An 18,488-nucleotide genomic window follows, 5' to 3' on the forward strand; every position below is an offset into this window, starting at 1 on the left:
GGTAGATGAGGTGATATCTAACGGCAAGCCCTACCTGCGGGTTCTCAAGAAGGGTACGAGTTCGCGCTACTTTCCAACAAAGGTCATAATTACTTTTATCAATTTCTCTGGCTCTACAGGTTTAGATATGTGCTGTTGGAACCCGGCAGCAAGTGCGTAGTGCTGATTAATTTCTCCAGCATAAGCCGAGAGGGCAATTGCCTTAACTTTTCCACCAAGCTCTGTTGGCATTGTTCGGATTTGTTGTATCAGCATATAGCCATCCATGTCAGGCATTCCAATGTCACTGATCAATAAATCAAATTTTGTCTGCCTAAAGACTTGCAGTGCTTCAGTCGCCCTGCTGACAGAAGTAACGATCGCACCGTTTTGCTCTAAAATGAACGCAATCAAATCCCGTGTATCTGCATCGTCATCAACAAGCAAAATCCGCATATTTGTAAGGGGAGCGGTGTCAGGAGCCGATGGCGAGGAAATGCTTTCATTTTTCTGTTTTGTTTGATCCGCCTTCATTAATGGCAATTTGACTGTAAATGTAGCACCTTGCCCTTCTCCTGGACTATCTGCTTCCACCGTTCCTCCATGTAGTTCAACCAGATGACGGACAATTGCCAACCCTAACCCTAATCCGCCAAACTTACGCGTGGTTGTGCTGTCTGCTTGACGGAAATATTCAAACACATGGGGTAGAAAATTTGGATGAATGCCTTTGCCAGTGTCGCTAACTTGGATTTGAGCTTGCGAACCAACACGCTCTAAACCAATATTGACTTGTCCACCTTCGGGAGTGAATTTGACCGCATTGGAAAGTAGATTCCATATAACTTGCTGAAGATGGGTACAATCTCCTAAAACTTGCCCAACTTCTGGATCAAGCATAGTTTGAATTTGAATCGATTTAGCTTCTGCTGCTAACTGCACGGTTTCAAGTGCCGATTGAATTGTCGAAGCTAGGTTAACGGGAACCTTGTTGAGGTTGAGCTTACCTTGCAAAATACGCGAGACATCTAAAAGATCCTCAATCAGTTGGGTTTGCAGTTTAGCGTTGCGTTCAATTGTTTCTAAGGCATAATCTGTTTTGACGGAATCTAATTTTCCACCACGAAGCAATTGAGACCAACCCAAAATCGGATTAAGCGGTGTTCGCAATTCATGGGACAATACTGCCAAGAATTCATCTTTGACCCGGTTGGCAGCTTCTGCTGCACTTCTTGCTGTTCGTTCTGCTTCATAGAGGCGGGTACGGGCGATCGCCTGGGCACATTGTTGTGCCAGCGATAAGATAAACACTTGCTGCTCCCCATCTAACTGTTGCAACTCAATAAAGCCAAAGGACATGCCTCCCACTGCGTGACCTTCAATTATCAGGGGAATGGAAATCCAGGCATCAAAGTGATGCAGCTCATACCATTGAGTTAGGTGTGGATAGCGAATTGCTCGTGTTTGTGATGGTTCTGCCCAAATGGGCTGCCCAGTTCGTACGGCTTCTGCTAAAGGCACTGGATCATCGAGGGAAAACCTCTGCCAACCGTTCATTTGCTCTGGTTCACAGCCCACGACTCGAATGACTTCGAGTTCAGTGCCAGTCTCATTTACTAAGGCAACAAGGGCAAAGTTAGCACTCAGAGCGGCAATCCCTTGATCTACAATCACATCTGCCACCTGGAGGGGAGTTAGGGATTCGGAAAAAGCAGCCGTTACAGACTGAAGCCGGGTAATGCGCTCGGCAGACTGCTGTGCTTCCCGGTAGAGGCGGGCATTATCAATGGCGATCGCGGCTCGATGAGCAATGTCTTCTGCTAACGCCATGTCTGCTTTATCATAACGGCGATCAGATTCAGCCGTAACAAAGGAAATTGCCCCTAAAATTTGTCCACGGGCAATCAACGGCGAGATAATGCCAGACCTTAAACCCAGTTCGCGCAAGATTCGCAGATGTTCAGCGTCTTGAGCCACCGTCACCAATGCCGCATCTGGAATTTCAGAGGCCATTTCGATTTTCCCAGTTCGCAGCACTTTGGGTACTCCCTCCATTGCGTCGATTTGTCTGGGATATTGCTGATGAATTTTCCAGCCAAATTCCACTTTCTTTGCATCGCGGTGAGCAACAGCAACCCGATGAATGAATTGATTTTCTTGCAGCAGGTCGATCGCGCACCAATCCGCAAAGAACGGCACTACTAAATTGGCAACGCTGTTCAAGGTTTGTTCATAGTCAAGGGAAGCTGCCAGGGCTGTGCTAACTTCTGCTAGAAATGCCGATCGCTGCTGGTCGGCTTCTGCTTTTAAACGCGCAGTTTGCTCTTGAATTTGCTGCCGCATCAATTGGGCGTGTTCCGCTTCTGCCTGTTTGCGCTCGGCAATGTCTCTGTTGATACCAATCAAAAAGATGGGATTTCCGGTTTTGTCGTAGACGGTTTTGGCTGTTGTCTCAATCGGCACTAGCGAACCATCTTTTCGCAGACAGGGAATTTCACCACAAAACTCTCCTGTTGTCTGAATAGACTCAATGATTTGGGCCGTCATCGTCGATTTAATATCCGGGTAATGAAGAAAGTTAACAGGTCTGCCGATCGCCTCTGCGGCAGTATAGCCAAAAATTTGCTCGGCATTGCCCAGCCAGCGTTGAATCTTACCCTCCAAATCTGTTAACAAAATGGCATCGGGCATTTGCTGCAAGGCAACATCGGAAATCAATAGTTCAGCTTCGGCAAGTTTGCGTAAGCGAAGCTCGTCGTAGACATCGGTGATGTCATGCATCACGACGACTGCCCCGTGTTTTTTGCCCTGGCTATCGGCGATCGCCTGTCCACTGGCAAGCAGCGTTTTTGCCCTTCTCTGTTTGGGCGCAATCACCATTTCAACATTCTCGACTGTCTGTCCCTGTAACGCTTGAAATAGCGGGATCTCGTTTTTAGGCATCCGCGTTTTGCCATCGGGCAAATACAGATCATAGTACTCTGCCCAGCGATCGGGTGGCAGTGCTTGCTCCGGCAAGCCATGAAATTCTCGCGCTGCTCGATTAAATAGGGTTAAAACCCCCTCGGCATTACACGCAACAATTCCTGCCTGCACATTATCAAGTAGCACTCTGAGTAACTCCTGTTCTTTTTCCAGGGATGCTTCGGCAAGCTGGCGCTCCGCAATTTCCAATTGGAGTAATTCGTTGGCTTGAGATAATTCGGCCGTTCGTTGTTCAACTAAACGCTCCAACTCATACTGGGCTTGTTGCCGTGTTGCTTCTGTTTTCTGTCGCTCCAGTTCGTTGGCGATGCGTAGGGCAAAGATAGTCAATAGTGATTCTACAAGCTGAACATTTGTCAAAGCCTTGCCATCCATCACGCCCAGTAGCCCAAAGGGCGCGCCCGTTGTATCAAAAAATGGAACCGCTACATAGCTTTCCATTTTTAGAGGTTCTAAAAGAGGCACGTTGGGAAACAAAGCTTGGACTCGATGGGGATAGCAGCACAATTTTCGTTTCTGGAGTACTTCTTGGCAGGGGGTATCAGGCAGCAGGTATGTAAAGTTGTCGATAATTTGCCCTTTAGCGCAAGCGGCGATCGTCTGGATTGCTTCCTGGTTATCTCCGGTCACTAAACCAATATAAATGTAATCAACCCCCAGCACTTTGCTCAAATGTTGCACCAAAGCAGAAAAAAATTCTTCACCCCTTACAACAGAAACACCCTGAGTCACTTCTAGTAACGCTGCATCGATTTGAGCAATTTTACGGGCCGCCAGTCGTAGTTCTAGTTCATCCATCACCATTGCGGCAAGATCCACCAGGATGGCTTTTTGCTCATCAGTTAAGGCTTCACGCGGTTGTGTATCTAACAAACAAAGAGTGCCTAAGTTAAAGCCATCTTGGGTCAGCAATGGCGCACCTGCATAGAACCGCAGACCCGGTTCATTTTGTACAAATGGATTACAGACAAGACGATTGTCTTGCCTAGTGTCGGGAATAACTAAAACTTCATCGGATAATAACGCCAAGCTAGAAATAGTTGCATCTCTCTGCACTTCCCGCATCTCAAAACCATAAACAGATTTAAACCAGCCTCTCGATTCATCGATCAAAGAAACCAGCGCGATCGGCATATTAAATAAGCGTGCAGCCAAGGAGGTGATGCGATCAAAGGCAGGTTCTGCTGGGGTGTCAAGAATATTGTATTGCCGCAGTGCCTCTAAGCGTTCTATCTCATTTGCAGGTAAAAGAGTGGTTGTTGCAATGGGTTTAAGGGAAGTTTCAGTCATGGACTTTGAGCTGAGGGGGAGAGTAGAAGGCTGGAAGAACAACGGGAATGATATATATTATCCGTTTCAAGGATGGTTGACCAGTCCAGCGATGTCTACGACGAGCTTCTCTACGAGACGCTACGCGAACGCTTACGCAGCGCTTTGCGAAGTGATTACCCAAAGCAAATCTTCTGGCTCGATAGGTTTAGAAAATAGAGTCTTTTTTAACGTGAGTCTTTTACCCCCTATATGGAACGGAAAACTACCTTTAAAGAATCACGGGGTCGGGGTGTGGGTATCATTACTAAATCCAAATCTTGTCCTGGTACAAGTTCCCATTCATAACCACGCAATAGCAAAGCAGCAAATATTTTCATCTCTAATTTAGCAAATTCCTTACCTAAACATTCTCTTATCCCACCCCCAAAAGGAACGTAACCAAAAGGTTTAGATTGATCCTCAGCCCTATCTATACCAAACCTTTGCGGTTCAAAATTCTCAGGATTTTTATATATACTCTGATCGCGATGGGTTTTACCTATCTGATACAATAAAGACCAACCTTGGGGAATACGATACCCACTAAACTCACAAGTTTGGATAACCGAACGAAAACCGCCACCAACTGGAGGAATAATTCGCAAAACTTCTTTGAGTATTTGGTCTAAGTAAGTCATTTGTTTCAGATGTTCAGATTTTAGTCCACCTGCACAACTTATTTGTTGTTCTCTTTTAGCGGCTGCTAAAATTTCTGGATTTTGCGCTAACAGCAAACATAGAGAAGACAGTGCAGAAGTTAAGGTTTCATGCCCAGCAAAGAGTAAAGTCAGAATTTGGTCTTTTAATTCTTCTAGACTTAAACTATTACCATCTTCATCTCTGGAATCTAGCAATAAACCTAAAGCATCTTGATGATTATTTCTTTGTTTTTGACGCTGTAAAATAATCTCTTCAATTTTTGCTAATAACTTTTCTCGGCATTTTAATGCTTTACCAAATTTCGTCCAAGGTAACTGAATAGGGAGAGTAAATAATCCGGCACACCATTCTTCAAATACTTCAATAAAATGAGTATCATTAGTAACGTCTGTTCCTACTAATAATTTACAAGCTATATCAAAAGTATATTGCCTAAGCTCAGGATACCAAGTGAATTGATTCAATTTTTCCCATTTTTTGAAGTAGCGATCGCTAATTTCTGACATTGTTGGTAGATAACTTGCCAAAGCTCTCGGTTGAAACGCTTGTGATAATATTTTGCGTCTTTTTTGATGGATGCTCCCTGTTTGCGTTGATAAAGAAGCAGAGCCGAGTAATATTGCAACGCTCTCTGGCCATTTAATTACAAAATTCTGGCTTTCGTGGCTAAATAAATAACGATTAGCTTCTGCTCCCACCATCATAATAGTTGGCGAGCCAAATAAATTAGTTTTAAAAGTGTTGCCGTACTTCTGTTGTCGTTTGGTAGCAAAATCAGGGTCACGCAAAAAGCTAATTGTCTCCCCAATCAACGGTAAGCCTAAGCTTCCGGGAGGTAAAGGGAGTTGATTTTGAGTCAGAATATCTTGGTTTTGTGATTGTCTGTTTTGGATTTTCATGGATTCAACCGTCCAGCCTTGCCATCTACAAGATTTGTCTGTATTCTTGCTAGATAGTAGCTTAAAACTATCTGAACAGGTTGGGCTTTGCATCCAAAAATCGAAGCGATCGCCAATTAAAAAAGAAGGGAAAGGGGTATACGCCTCTCCCTCATCCCATCAAGAACGCTCTTTCTTAGCGTTCCCGCTCTTTAGCAACTGGCGCGACACGGAGGAATGAGAGTTTGAGAGGGTTTTTGCGTAAGTCCTATGCTTTCTATTCGTTTGTCATTTGTATTTACAAATGACAAAAAAAGAAGTCTGAGCGCCGGAAGCCGATGCTCAGAACTTTGGAGACAAACTTTGCGTGTAAATATGCAATGTTTATTGGCCTACCAGCTTAAAAGCGATAGTTGCGATCGCGCACCCACATACTAACTGGGACTGCCTTACCCTGTGGATCAACTTTCGCCTTTACCACAATGGGCGGTACTTGTCCTCTACGGGCGCGTTGGGCTTGCAAATCGTTCCTAATTTGTTGCCGTTGGTTTTCTGGGATGTAATATGTTTCTAAACCGTAGTTAACAGAACCATCTTGATAAACACCTTTTAAGGCTACTTGATTAGCTCTTAGAGTTGTGGGGCGATCGCTACTTACTCGTAACGGTCTCCAAGCTCTAGGAACACCGCGACCAGAGGATAGTTGCTCTTGCAAAGTCACGTAGATGTTGGTTCCTTCAGGCAATCTTCTGCCACTTCCACGACCTTTGCTGACTAATGTTTGCCAACCAGGTAATCTGCTCAAATTTGCGGTGCGGGATATGTTGTAATCTAAGTCTAAGGTGTTACCTTCTAGCACATTGTTAGGATTTACAGGTACGGTTTGCAAAATCACCGTCTTACCTGTCACGTCTGTATAAAGCGCTTGGGCTGGTACTGCCATAATTAGCCCTGTTTGCAGCGCCAGGGGAACTAGTAACCGCCAAAAAGGTAAGGGCTTATTCGATTTTTGTTCACTAGCAATCAAGTAATCCCGAAAAGTTACCTTACTAGAAAATTCGGCTTCGGGAGACAAGGTTTTATTTTTAGATTCAGAAGAACTATTAGTCATGAGCGTAGTCCTAAAAAGCAGAGGGATTGAGGAGGTCAAAAGTAACGAGATTAGGACTGACGCAGAGAAACTTTAAAAACTTTGACGCACAGAGATTTTGATGATGAGTAGATTTCAGAATTCAGAATTCAGAATTCAGAATTTTAAATTTGCACTACTTCTTACTTGCAGAGCTACCACCAGGTAAGCGACGTTCAAACCAGAGTCCAGCGCTAATTAAAGCAGAACCGCACAAAACAAAGACTAGGGACTTGAAAAGTAAATCGGTATCGTACTCTTGCACGCGACTGATAATTTGCAGTGTTACTAACAACATACCGCCCCAAAAGGAACTTCTGTTGTTTAATTTCAATCCTTCTTGAATTAGTCCCCAGGCTAATGTTGCTAGAAGTACATTGAAAATAAAAACACCAAGTTCATCAATGCGGCTGATAGTTTGATGCCAAAAAGGTACTAGGGTAATAAAGACAAGAAAGGTACTAATGACAGCAGTCGTGAAAATCACTTCGCGGCGCGGAGGGTTATTTCTTTGACGCAATAGAAACAACCATTGCAATACCGCCAAGCCACTGAGAATCCCCAAATCGATAATCGGCAGAGACTCAAATAAGTTTGTCACATTCGTAGGCTGATTATAACTATAATTTGGAGATTCCCAGACCCAACGAAAAGACAAGATATAAAAGACAATGCCGAAGCTTACCAAGGCTAAATTACGGGCTAGAGATTGAAACAACCTGTAATTTATGCTTGGAAACAGCAAGTCATCATAACTCCAGAATAATGCAGGTGGGAGTGCAAAAGCAAAAGATGCCACCCAAGGGGCTATATCAGCATAATTCAGCAGTGGTAGAGGATTAAGGTTGGCTTGTAAGGAACTAGCAAAGACAAAGGCTGCTAGACCAAAAATCCAACGCGATCGACAGAAGTAGGCTAAGGGTACAAACACTAGCCATGCCAACAAAGGCATGTGCTGCACCACTAGGCGCGACCAAGTTGGATCGCCTGAAGCGTACCACAAGTCTTCTAATCCTGTCCAATAGCCGATTTCCACGAGGACAATTGACAGAATTCCTAAAGAACTTAAGCACAAACTGAAGGCCATCACCACAACACCCAACCCCCAGGCGAGAAACAGTTGGGAAGCTGAACCAGGAATATTGAACATCTGGGCCATCAGCAGTAAATTTGCACCGAAAATGAAGGCGCTTAAAATGAGCAACGCCTCTCCCAGTAAGCGTTTGCTTTTTTGTGGCTTCTTTCCTTCAGGTGTTATCCAATTGTAAAAACCAGTGATTGCGATCGCAAAAAACAAACTTATCAGCAGAATAAATTTGACTTCTCGCGATCCTCCCTGCCAGTTTCCTGCTACAAAAGTAATTATGCCTAAGCATAAAAGGATGCCGCCTATAGCGATTGCGATCGCTTTATTGCGATCGCGTGTAGCAGCTTCCAGGTTCTTAAATTGATAACGTTCTGCTATCTGCTCATACAGCGAAGAACTAATTAAGCCTTCATCCCTCCATAATTGTGCTTCTTTGCGTAATTTTTGCGGAAAACTATCTAAGAACATGACCTTCTCCGGTGCAGTGGGGTAGCTTGGCCATTGCGTTCCCAATGGCGGTCATTATATTTTGAGTATGAAGCCAAAAGCCTTAATTACATTGTTCTTGTGTAACAGTTTTATTTTGATTTTGATACAACTTACTAATTCGTAATTCGTAATTCGTAATTTGTAATGACGCTCAAGGTATTGCTAACGTAATTCGTAATTGAGAATTCATTATCCACATGGAAAAACCTTCTAATTTATTACTTAAAGTCTCGCGGCGTTTGTTCACTCATTTAGATGAGCAAGAAAAATTTATTGAGGCTTTAATGAATCCTCAGCCTTTTTCACCCAGTATTCTTTGGTGTAAAGAAAAGCCAGATATTTCGCCTTTGCCAGTGGAAACACCAACCTATTGGCAACCACAATTTATAGACCGTTTATGCTTGGGAGAAAAACCCGGTCAGCATCCCTTGCATCAACAAGGATATTTCTATTGTTTAGATTTTTCTTCGGTGTTTGCAGCTACTACTTTGTTAGCAATTCCTGTGCCAGTAAGTTTAGTTTTTGATATGTGTGCCGCACCAGGAGGTAAAAGTATCTTCGCTTGGAAAGCTTTACAACCTGACTTACTCATTAGTAATGAAGTAATTGGCAAACGTCTGGGAATGCTAATTTCTAATTTGAAGCGTTGCCAGATTAGCCCTAGTGCAGTAGTTAATAGAGATTCAAGTATATTTGCCGAAATATTTCCCGACTCTAGCAATCTAGTAATAGTAGATGCTCCTTGTACTGGACAATCTTTACTTGCTAAAGGTGAAAAAGCTCCCGGATGTTTTCACCCAAATGCTATTAATAAGAGCGCAAATCGGCAAAAACGTATTATAGCTAACTCTACTAAACTTGTTTCAGCACAAGGCTATCTTGCTTATATGACCTGCACATATTCACCCGAAGAAAATGAGCAAGTTTGTGAATGGTTTTTGGAACGCTTTCCCCAGTTTCAGGCGATAGAAATTAGTAATTTAGCCAAATATCAGTCGCATTTAACTACGATACCTTGTTATCGGATCTTTCCTCAGGATATGTTAGGTGCTGGTGCGTTTACAATACTGTTTAAAAATACTAACGAGCATGAAAATGAAGGTAAAGAAGTAGATTTAAATACAATATCTTCGTTGTATATCTACCAAAATATAAAAAGTCAAGTTAGTTAAATTGATGGCAGATATTCTGACTTCATGCCAGAATATCTAATATTTTGAATAGTGCTACATTTGTCAATCAGCCATCAGGAGTACACCTTTTATAGCAGTTGATTTTATATTTATAAGGTTACAAACCTATCACAGCACGGCGGAAATAAGCATACCATTTCAAATGGCGCAAAAGCTTGAAATACAATTATGCGTGACTTTTGACTTCCGCCTTGTGGTATGGGTGCATGAATGTGCGGTGCTACTTCAATAATCCATAACTTTCAATAATTAACTTTTATGGTTAAGAAAATATTTTTAACCTTTTGATAACCTTAAGTTAACTAAAATTTATCCAGTATCAGCTCTCGACTTTTTGAAAGAAACATTGTACAAAAAAGCTAGACCGTAAAGGATGCAAATTACATGAGTCGAAAAGTTAGCAAAGTGTTTAAACAGTCTGGGGTGATTCCTTATAGGGTGAACAATGGCAAAATTGAAATCTTGCTAATCACAACCCGTAACTTTCAACACTGGGTAATTCCGAAAGGAGATATTCCTAATGGCATGAGTCCGCCCGCTTCAGCAGCCAAAGAGGCGTGGGAAGAAGCAGGGATAATTGGACAGGTAGACACCAATGAACTAGGTAGTTACACATACCGTAAAGGAGGCAAAATTTACCGAGTTAAGATGTATTTGTTACCAGTTGAGATGCTAAGTGAAGATTATCCAGAAGCAAGTAAAAGAAAACGGCAGTGGGTAGAAGTGACTAAAGCTATCAGGCGGGTTAAGTTTAATTCACTCAAACGAATCCTTAAAGGTTTTTTCCAGGTCGAATCTCACTTTTGTGCATTTCGAGATTCTACTGAAGTATAGAAACATACAGTAATTAAATATGCATAATTAAACATACAACAAAATCCTAGTTTGTAGTGAGCGATGAATCGCTCATAGCGAGGTTTATAGTACAAACTTGAATTTATTTATCCCTAGCTACTTATTGAAAAACCCCTGGAAGCAATTTGAGAGATTTTCAACAAGTAGCTATATTTAAAATAAGTAAATATTAGACGTTAAGCATCACCCATGTTTACATTTATTTGATGATCCTCTGGATCTATTTATTGAGTGTTCCTTCTAAATCCACAATAAAGCTACCCAAGTTTTTATACCGACAATTCCATCAGCTTGCAATCCTTTAGATGTTTGGAAACTAACAATTGCATCCTTAACTGACTCAGAAAAATGCCCATCAATGGCATCAGTATACAATCCAATATCTTTTAATTGCTGTTGTAATTGCTTTACTCTCAGCCCAGAATCTTCTAGTTGTAAGGCATTAAATCTATTCAAATCGGCTCGACCACTAACACCAGCTACACCAGATATGTCACCTTCATATTGATGGATTAGGTATTGCCCCTGCCAAGCACTAGGAATATGTGGAACCTTAACATTATAGTGGGCAATCCATAAGGGATAACTAGCAAAATCAGGTGGATTGCCAAGTTTTTCTTCCCAGAAATTGGGGTAAGTATAAATGATTGGTTTAATTGGTTTTTGTGTTTGTTGTAGAAGGGCTTTTTCCACCTCTGCTAACCACCGTTTAGCTGCATTAATTACTTCTTGGCTATTTCCTCCTTTGTCAATTACCTCTACATCCAAAACTGGTGGTAAGTCTCCTGGTTCTAATTTCCCCACCGTTTTTAAGAATTCCTTCGCTTGCTCAACCGGGTCTGATGTATGGGGATGAAGGAAATGATAAGCACCCCGAATAATACCAACCGTTTTCATGGTCTGCCAGTGATGAGCAAAAGCAGAATCTTTCTTAGTAACTCCTTCTGTGGCTTTGACAAATGCAAAAGTTTTACCAGAGTTTTTTACTGCCGTCCAATCTACTCTGCCGTCTTGATCGTAAACATCAATTCCTTCCATAAAACTTTTTAACCTTTTTGATTAGTACAATACTGAACTTATCAGAGGCTTTGATTAAATTTATGCTTTTCCTGGATATTTGAGTAAATTACAGAAATTTACTAGGGTTGAGTGTTAACGGCTCGTACTGGAGTCACTCTGACTTTACCTGTACAAGGCTTGATTTGTTCTGTCAGTGTAAAGTGCTGGTAAGCATTAGGAGGTGTGATCTCAATTTTACTAGATATTGGGCACTGTTCTTGTGGGGAACTGATATGGTTATATGCTATTTGAAATGAAGCTTGTTTTCCAGGAGCTAGAGTTACTTGTTGTCGAGGTTGCTTACTTTTCAAGTAAGTGTCCTTGGAGCGAATAACTTTAATCCCCTGCAAAGGTTGATCTTTTGCATCCAGTAGTGCCAATCCCGGATAACCGTTGAGGGTGCAAAGGGATGAGGCGTTATTGGTGAAGGCGTAGGTGAGTGCAACATTGCCAACGCCAGCATCTTCGGAGACTCGACGCACTGACAATTGGCTAGTTTCACAGCGCGTCGGATTCGTGGCAATAGTGGCTTGAGGCGTAGAATTGTCTGTAGTTTTTTCAGTCGGTGTAGGTGTTGAAGCCAACACAGTTGCCTTTGTTGCTTGCTCAGTGTTTGCTGGCAAGGCTTGCTGCTGTTTTGTGACAGACGAAGAACCGACACAGCCAGTTGTCACTGTAATTAGGAGCAACAACATACTGCTTCCCACAATTGAAATTCGCATATCTTTTTTTTGTAGTGAACTACTTACACTGATGCTTTATATACAGTGTAAGTTTCCAAATTCACAAGGGTTAGGATTGCTGTGTATATAGCATCTTTAGTGTAAATGTGAAATTATTATCATTCCCATATAAAGTGAGATTTAATTTCCTCAAAGCCTTATGTAGTTAGAGTATTGGTGTATTTAACCCTTATTCAGGCTCGTCAATATTTAGATGCGTTTGTCCTGCCCTCAACCCCCTTCTCGCTCTTCGAGAGGGGGCTATGATCTACTTTATATGATTGGGAAACGCTATATAAATCTAAATATTAAACCCAATTAAATATTATCTGTTGCTTCAATCAAAGCACTACTAATTCCTGGTTCACTTATTGAATGTCCGGCATCAGGAACCACTATAAATTCGGCTTCCGGCCAAGCCTCATGTAATTCCCAAGCTGATATCATTGGACAAACTACATCATAACGTCCTTGAACAATTACAGCCGGAATATGGCGGATACGGTCTACATTTAGAAGTAATTGATCTTCTGTTTCAAAAAATCCCTTATTCATAAAGTAATGGCATTCAATCCGAGCGAAAGCTGAAGCAAATTCACTCTCGCCAAATTTTTGCATGAGTTCTGGATCTAAGAACAGTCTACTGGTACTACCTTCCCAAATTGACCAAGCACGCGCTGCTGTTAATTGAATTTCTAAATCTGGATTGGTCAAGCGTTTGTAATATGCTGCGATTAGATCATCACGTTCATCTACGGGAATTGGTTTGAGATATTCTTCCCAAGCATCAGGGAAAATATAGCTAGCACCCTCTTGATAGAACCATCGCAACTCTTTTTGCCTCAGCATGAAGATACCACGCAGAATTAATCCCGCGCATCGAGAGGGATGGGTTTGACTGTAGGCTAATGATAAAGTGCTACCCCAACTACCACCGAAGACTACCCACTTTTCTATACCTAAATGTTGGCGTAGTTTTTCGATATCACTGACTAAATCCCAAGTGGTGTTTTCTCGTAATTCAGCATGAGGAGTACTTTGACCACAACCGCGCTGGTCAAACATGACTAACCGCCATTTTTCTGGGTGGAAATATTGCCGATAAAAAGCTGGACATGCACCACCAGGGCCCCCATGCAGCAAAACGATGGGTTGACCTTGTGGGTTCCCTGACTCTTCAAAATGAATGGTATGAAGGTCAGAAACCTGTAAACTACCTTCTAAGTAAGGCTCGATCGCTGGGTAAAGTTCTCGCATTTTGAATATTTTATCAGTAATATTGTCATCGCGATCGCTTGCATAAATCAAATAAACCCGATACCCATGATACAACCCTCTAATGGCCTTCCACCTAGAGGGCGATCGCCTCAGAAGAGGTGGACAGAAAACTGCAAAAAATCGCAGATACGCTGATTAACAAGTAAAAAATAAAAAAATCTCCCTAATTTTAATTAGGGGATCAGGACTTACACAAAAACTTTTAGAAAACTAAATTACGTTAAAGACGCACAGCTATGATACATGTCAACTTAAGCTAGAAATAGCTTAAATCATTGAACAGTCAACACTTATAACTATTAACTGTTGGCTTTCTCACCCGCCTGGAACTTAAGTTCCAGGCGGGACATGACTTTTACGTTTAGAAGGTGAAAGTTGTTCTTAGCGTACCGATAATGGCATCGTCGTTATCGCTATTTTGACCAGGCGAGGTCAACCAGATGACACCAGGGGTGATTGAAATGTTATCTGACACGCGATACTTGTAAAAGCCTTCAAAGTGATAAGGTATATCATTACCAGCAAAACCTGGTCGGTTAAAGGAATAGGGTTCTGCACCAGCAAAAAGACCTAAAACGTTACCCTGTTTACCGAAGTCAGGTAAAGCTATCCCAACACCGTAGCTCCAAGCTTCATAATCATCATTTGCACCGAAGCCTGTGACATCATGGTAAGAAACAAAGCCACTAATTGACAGTTTGTCGCTGGGTCTGAAGGCTGCCGAGACACCATAAGAATTACTGGAAGATGCGTTTAAGGCACTTAGGCTGTTAGCTTGACTAGTACCTACGATGCGGTTAGTGCCAGGCAAACCACTACCTGCATCAAATAAACCAATACTTCCAGCACCATGATAACCGTGAACGTAGGTAGCAGCGATCGCCACGCGATCGCCAACACTAAAGTTCAACTGTCCAAGAGCTGCATAGTTACCCTCTAACAAACCTTGATTTCCGCCAGGATTATTAGCATTTGATGCTAAGTAGCCTATAGTCAGTGAACTTGGTTTGAAAAAACTACCACCGCTACTAAAAGGTAAAGTCAGTGCTGCACCTGCACCACCACCAATGCGATAGATGGGACTTTCAGAAGCAAAGGTAGATAAAGCCCCATTACCACCATCGTAGTCCTCAAAGTAAGGGTTGTTAGTGGCTACATAATCGCTATGAATACCTCCGGTAGCCGCCACGTAAACTTGGGCTGGGCCTATAGGTACGTAATACGCTAGCCAGTCTATAATCACACTATTGTTATTAGTAGTGCCGACTTGAAACGTTTGTGTACCTTCAGTAGTATCGATAGGAAGACCAGCATTATCTCTTATTGAAAAGGCTGCTGCGTTACCAGCTGCAAGACGGGTGTGTAAAAGGTCTTTACCCGTGAAACTGGTTTGCAAGTCTAAACGTACCCTATCTTGGAAGACAGTATTGTTAGCATCGCCAGTATTACCGCCAAACACATCAGTAACGGCAAAAATAGCTTCACCCACCAATTTTGTGGTAGTAGAAAACTGATTTGCTTCCAGTTCAGCAGTCCGTGCTTCTACAGCATCTACTCGACCACGCAGAGTTGCTAGTTCTGCCGAGAATTCTTCTTGCAAACGTTGGAGGGTTGCTAAATCCTGTTTTGTCACCAAATCAGCCGTTGCTGTGGCAATCAGTTCATTAACCCGATCTAAACAAGCATTCAAACCTGCGGCAAATTCATAACGGGTTAGTGCCCGGTTGCCACGGTAAGTGCTATTTGGGTATCCAGCAATACAACCGTAGCGTTCAACTAAGGATTGTAAAGCTTGGAATGCCCAGTCAGTCGGCTGTACATCAGAAAACTGAGAAACTGATGTGACTTGAGACAGTGAATTCTGCTTTTTGCCTTCACTGGTGTAGCGGTTAACTTCTTCTAAAACCTTGTTTTCATCAGTCTTTTGGGCAACCAACTGCCGATTAAGTTTTGGTTGCTCTCTTTGGATGAATATTGAAGCACTAGAGGCTATTGGTGCTTCTGCCTGAGCAACTTTTGCCTTTATACCTTCAGAAGAGGCTGGTACTTCAGTAGCCATAGCCTTAGCGGAAACCAACACCGTCACTCCCAAAACTACTGGGCTTAGTACCAGAGTTTTCCACAATAGATGAGACATTTTTTATTTTCCTTTCCCAAAAAAGACCCGAAATGACTGGCTTCAAGAAAAAGAGAACAAGGAGTTATTCTACTTGTTGGAAATCTTATCAGATTGCAGTAACTTTAAAATACGCCTCAAGATATGCCTCACAAAATTGTTACGGATTAAGAATCGTAAAGTCTTGCAGATCAGATGCCTTATTTGCCAAATTAAGAGTTTATGGGTTGATTTAGCTCAAATTCGTGCCATTTCTGGATTTTAGCTTCTTGTTTTTGACTCTGATTTGTGGTAAATCCTTTTTATCTTTGTAAAAGTAACAGATTTCAACTAGAGTTGGCCATATTTCTAGAGAACCGTGAAATTGGCTAATCACATCATCGATAATTCTGGAAACGTTTTGCTGAAAAAAGTCGGGTTCAAACCCATAAAATACTCTCGATAAGTTCTCAGCAAACAATTGGAGTGACTGCTTACGTTCTTCATTCTGGGTAGACATTGAGGCTTTGACTACCTGCCTGTGAATAGCAGAGATTTTTTCCAGGATTTCCTCAGAGTCTTGCAACGTGACTTCCCCAGAGTAATCAAACTTGATTCCCAAATCATCAAGATGATAAACACTGCTTTTAATCTTCTTTTTCAGTAGGCTACATATTTCTTCATTAAAGAGTTCACTAGCCAGAGGATTACGCATATAGTTATTTCTAATATGGTTCTGGACAGCATCAACGTGTGCAGCCACAATCCCCTCTTGCTGTATCCAAATTCTGTAGATATAATCTTCAAATCTGAGGCGAGTTGGAAAAAAGGGTGGCAAACCTAGCTGATTATCATATCCAGCCACTCCACAATCCATTCTCCAGTTTTTGTTAGTAATAACAGGTCGAAAGTTGGTAAGAATATAAAAATCATTCAGGTCATTTGGACTTATTTGGTTTTCATCATTGAGATACATGTGAATAAAATCAAGTGTATCGATATCATTAGTTCCGGTGCGAAAAGTCTGGGCAATCTTGACGATCGCATTATTCAATACTCTCCCCTGTTGTAATAAGAGGCTGTTTTCCCGAAAGTAACCCTTGGTTGTATTAGTTTCTAAGTCCATTGCTGTATCAAGAACCAATTCTCCAGCCTCGAAGTTTTCTGGTACATGGCTAGCTTTTTGACCTAGAACATCACTAAAAGCCGTGAGTAAGTCAAAAGATTTATGGACAAAGCCGCCTTGTTGGTTAGACTTAATTAATTTTCCTCGACATATTTCATCGCCTGATAAAGATTCTGGGCTAGTTTCAATTAATGCATCTGGTCGCATATCGTCATCTGCACTAACCATTAAATGTCCAAGGGTGTACATTAGTGTAAAGTTGCGATTTCCGCCATAACTAGGTCTAAATAAGTTTTTTACTAGTGACTCTAGTTTCTTATCGCGCAGTCTTTCGTTTAAAAATGTAATAAATTGCTCTTTCTGTTGGGGGCCGACATAAAACACATCATTAACTGTCTTAGTCTGCTCTAAAAGTGGGTAATATTTCTCGTGGTTGGCAATACTAGAATCATCAAATACGATAATTTTTAAAGCATGACCATTTGCCCAGAAATTCTCATCATACTTTTCGATGGTCTGTGCTACATCTCTCAGTCGATGAGTCGGAATAACAAATATCGTCTCTTTTTGTTTCATAAAATCTCTTTAAGTTCCTCAAATTAAGTTTCAAAAGTTCCAACTACCAATAAATGCATTGCTTTCGTGACAACTTTAGAAAGCTATTTAGGCTTGTAGTCAGAGCAATTGAGTGCTTCTTTGGTTAGAGTAGCAAAAGGCTGTACTGCACACTTTAAATAATGGTTGTTGTTAAAAAATTGGCAGTTTTTACAGGGATGTTGCTTTAAATGCTTTATTCTTACTATTTCGTCTTTATCTTGTGCCGTCTTTTGCACCGCATCTTGTAAGGCTTTGGAGATGTATGAAACAAGAAAAATGAAAGTTCCCCAAACAATGATGAAGGAAATATGAGCCAAAAACACTGCTACAAAGGGAATATCTCCGTCGTGTGGTTTTATGTCATGATCTGTTGCATTCGCCAGTTTAGCTTCAAGGAGAGTGGATTTATTAACACTCTTTTGGGCGGATACATAAATTCGTAAAAGCTCCGAAGTATCCATATCAAAAACCCTTATTTAGTAGAACTCAGATTCAGCAAAGGTCATCTAAATTAAACCAATTTCTAATTCGCAATTTTGTTTTATAACGGGTATAATACCCCAACAAAAAACGTGCTACTTATAGATGCAGTAAACTTAAACCCCCAAACTTTGTTAAATATTTTTAAACACTATTAATTTGAATTAAAAAAATTAACTAAACTTGTTTAAAGCTATTTTATTCTTTAATATCAAATATTTTTAAATTTAATCTTATTGTGCAATAAATTACACACAAAATATATATGCTAGAAATATAATTTTAAAATATACAAATTGTTTAGGTAAAAAGCATATATTTATCTACTAGCTAAATTTCCATATATTCAGAGATATATCTTTGATATATATAACGGTTGCCAATACTACTCAGTTAAGAATACTTGTAGCGACTGTTTTAAAAGTCAAGCGCTCGCTTTGTTTGTGGAGATTTATGAAAGCGATGCCGTTCGCGGAGCGTCTCGTAGAGAAGGCGGGCTATTCGGCGTCGCACCTGTGTACTTGATCGCGGTGCGACAAAGTTTGAAGTACCTCAACACGACTTT

Annotated in this window: 13 protein-coding genes; 3 read left to right on the plus strand and 10 right to left on the minus strand. The window is 41.4% G+C overall.

The window, feature by feature from the left end; all coding sequences use genetic code 11:
• Positions 1-66: 66 nt before the first annotated feature.
• Together ACFE90_RS23385 and ACFE90_RS23390 are read right to left on the minus strand one after the other, a co-directional pair.
• Complete coding sequence (locus tag ACFE90_RS23385; RefSeq protein WP_375504771.1) at positions 67-4,254, minus strand: GAF domain-containing protein; 4,188 nt, start codon at positions 4,252-4,254, stop codon at positions 67-69.
• A gap of 227 nt (positions 4,255-4,481) precedes the next feature.
• Positions 4,482-5,834: a cytochrome P450 gene (locus ACFE90_RS23390; RefSeq protein ID WP_375504773.1), complete on the minus strand. Its 1,353-nt coding sequence runs from the start codon at positions 5,832-5,834 to the stop codon at positions 4,482-4,484.
• Here ACFE90_RS23390 and ACFE90_RS23395 point away from each other — a divergent pair.
• Entirely contained in the window at positions 5,833-6,054 is a 222-nt protein-coding gene (locus ACFE90_RS23395) for a hypothetical protein (RefSeq protein ID WP_375504775.1), read from the plus strand. The two genes, ACFE90_RS23390 and ACFE90_RS23395, sit on opposite strands and share 2 nt — an antisense overlap.
• Positions 6,055-6,213: 159 nt before the next feature.
• Here the strand turns inward: ACFE90_RS23395 and ACFE90_RS23400 are convergent, their stop codons facing one another.
• Together ACFE90_RS23400 and ACFE90_RS23405 are read right to left on the minus strand one after the other, a co-directional pair.
• A complete protein-coding gene (locus tag ACFE90_RS23400; RefSeq protein ID WP_375504777.1) occupies positions 6,214-6,924 on the minus strand; it encodes a GDYXXLXY domain-containing protein in 711 nt (236 codons plus the stop codon).
• A gap of 154 nt (positions 6,925-7,078) precedes the next feature.
• Positions 7,079-8,497 carry a DUF2157 domain-containing protein gene (locus ACFE90_RS23405; protein ID WP_375504779.1) on the minus strand — a complete coding sequence of 473 codons (1,419 nt, stop codon included), beginning with the start codon at positions 8,495-8,497 and terminating at the stop codon, positions 7,079-7,081.
• A gap of 218 nt (positions 8,498-8,715) precedes the next feature.
• On the opposite strand from ACFE90_RS23405, the gene ACFE90_RS23410 reads away from it, so the two are divergent.
• Positions 8,716-9,690 carry an RsmB/NOP family class I SAM-dependent RNA methyltransferase gene (locus ACFE90_RS23410; RefSeq protein WP_375504781.1) on the plus strand — a complete coding sequence of 325 codons (975 nt, stop codon included), beginning with the start codon at positions 8,716-8,718 and terminating at the stop codon, positions 9,688-9,690.
• Positions 9,691-10,095: 405 nt separating this feature from the next.
• Entirely contained in the window at positions 10,096-10,545 is a 450-nt protein-coding gene (locus ACFE90_RS23415) for an NUDIX hydrolase (RefSeq protein WP_375504783.1), read from the plus strand.
• A 261-nt stretch (positions 10,546-10,806) separates the two neighbouring features.
• Here ACFE90_RS23415 and ACFE90_RS23420 read toward each other — a convergent pair whose 3' ends face one another.
• The 6 genes from ACFE90_RS23420 to ACFE90_RS23445 all read right to left on the minus strand — a co-directional run bounded on the left by ACFE90_RS23420 (position 10,807) and on the right by ACFE90_RS23445 (position 17,904).
• Positions 10,807-11,604: a GH25 family lysozyme gene (locus ACFE90_RS23420; RefSeq protein ID WP_375504785.1), complete on the minus strand. Its 798-nt coding sequence runs from the start codon at positions 11,602-11,604 to the stop codon at positions 10,807-10,809.
• Positions 11,605-11,705: 101 nt separating this feature from the next.
• Positions 11,706-12,347 carry a DUF4232 domain-containing protein gene (locus ACFE90_RS23425; RefSeq protein WP_375504787.1) on the minus strand — a complete coding sequence of 214 codons (642 nt, stop codon included), beginning with the start codon at positions 12,345-12,347 and terminating at the stop codon, positions 11,706-11,708.
• Between the two features lie 318 nt (positions 12,348-12,665).
• A complete protein-coding gene (gene pip, locus ACFE90_RS23430) occupies positions 12,666-13,604 on the minus strand; it encodes a prolyl aminopeptidase (RefSeq protein ID WP_375504789.1) in 939 nt (312 codons plus the stop codon).
• A 382-nt stretch (positions 13,605-13,986) separates the two neighbouring features.
• Positions 13,987-15,762 (minus strand): iron uptake porin, encoded by a 1,776-nt coding sequence (locus ACFE90_RS23435; RefSeq protein WP_375504791.1) that lies wholly within the window; start codon positions 15,760-15,762, stop codon positions 13,987-13,989.
• Positions 15,763-15,973: 211 nt separating this feature from the next.
• On the minus strand, positions 15,974-17,422 hold the full coding sequence (locus ACFE90_RS23440; protein WP_375504793.1) for a hypothetical protein: 1,449 nt from the start codon (positions 17,420-17,422) through the stop codon (positions 15,974-15,976).
• Between the two features lie 83 nt (positions 17,423-17,505).
• On the minus strand, positions 17,506-17,904 hold the full coding sequence (locus tag ACFE90_RS23445; protein WP_375504795.1) for a hypothetical protein: 399 nt from the start codon (positions 17,902-17,904) through the stop codon (positions 17,506-17,508).
• Positions 17,905-18,488: the final 584 nt, after the last annotated feature.

It is taken from the genome of uncultured Nostoc sp. (assembly GCF_964245445.1).
In the GTDB taxonomy this organism is placed as follows: domain Bacteria; phylum Cyanobacteriota; class Cyanobacteriia; order Cyanobacteriales; family Nostocaceae; genus Nostoc.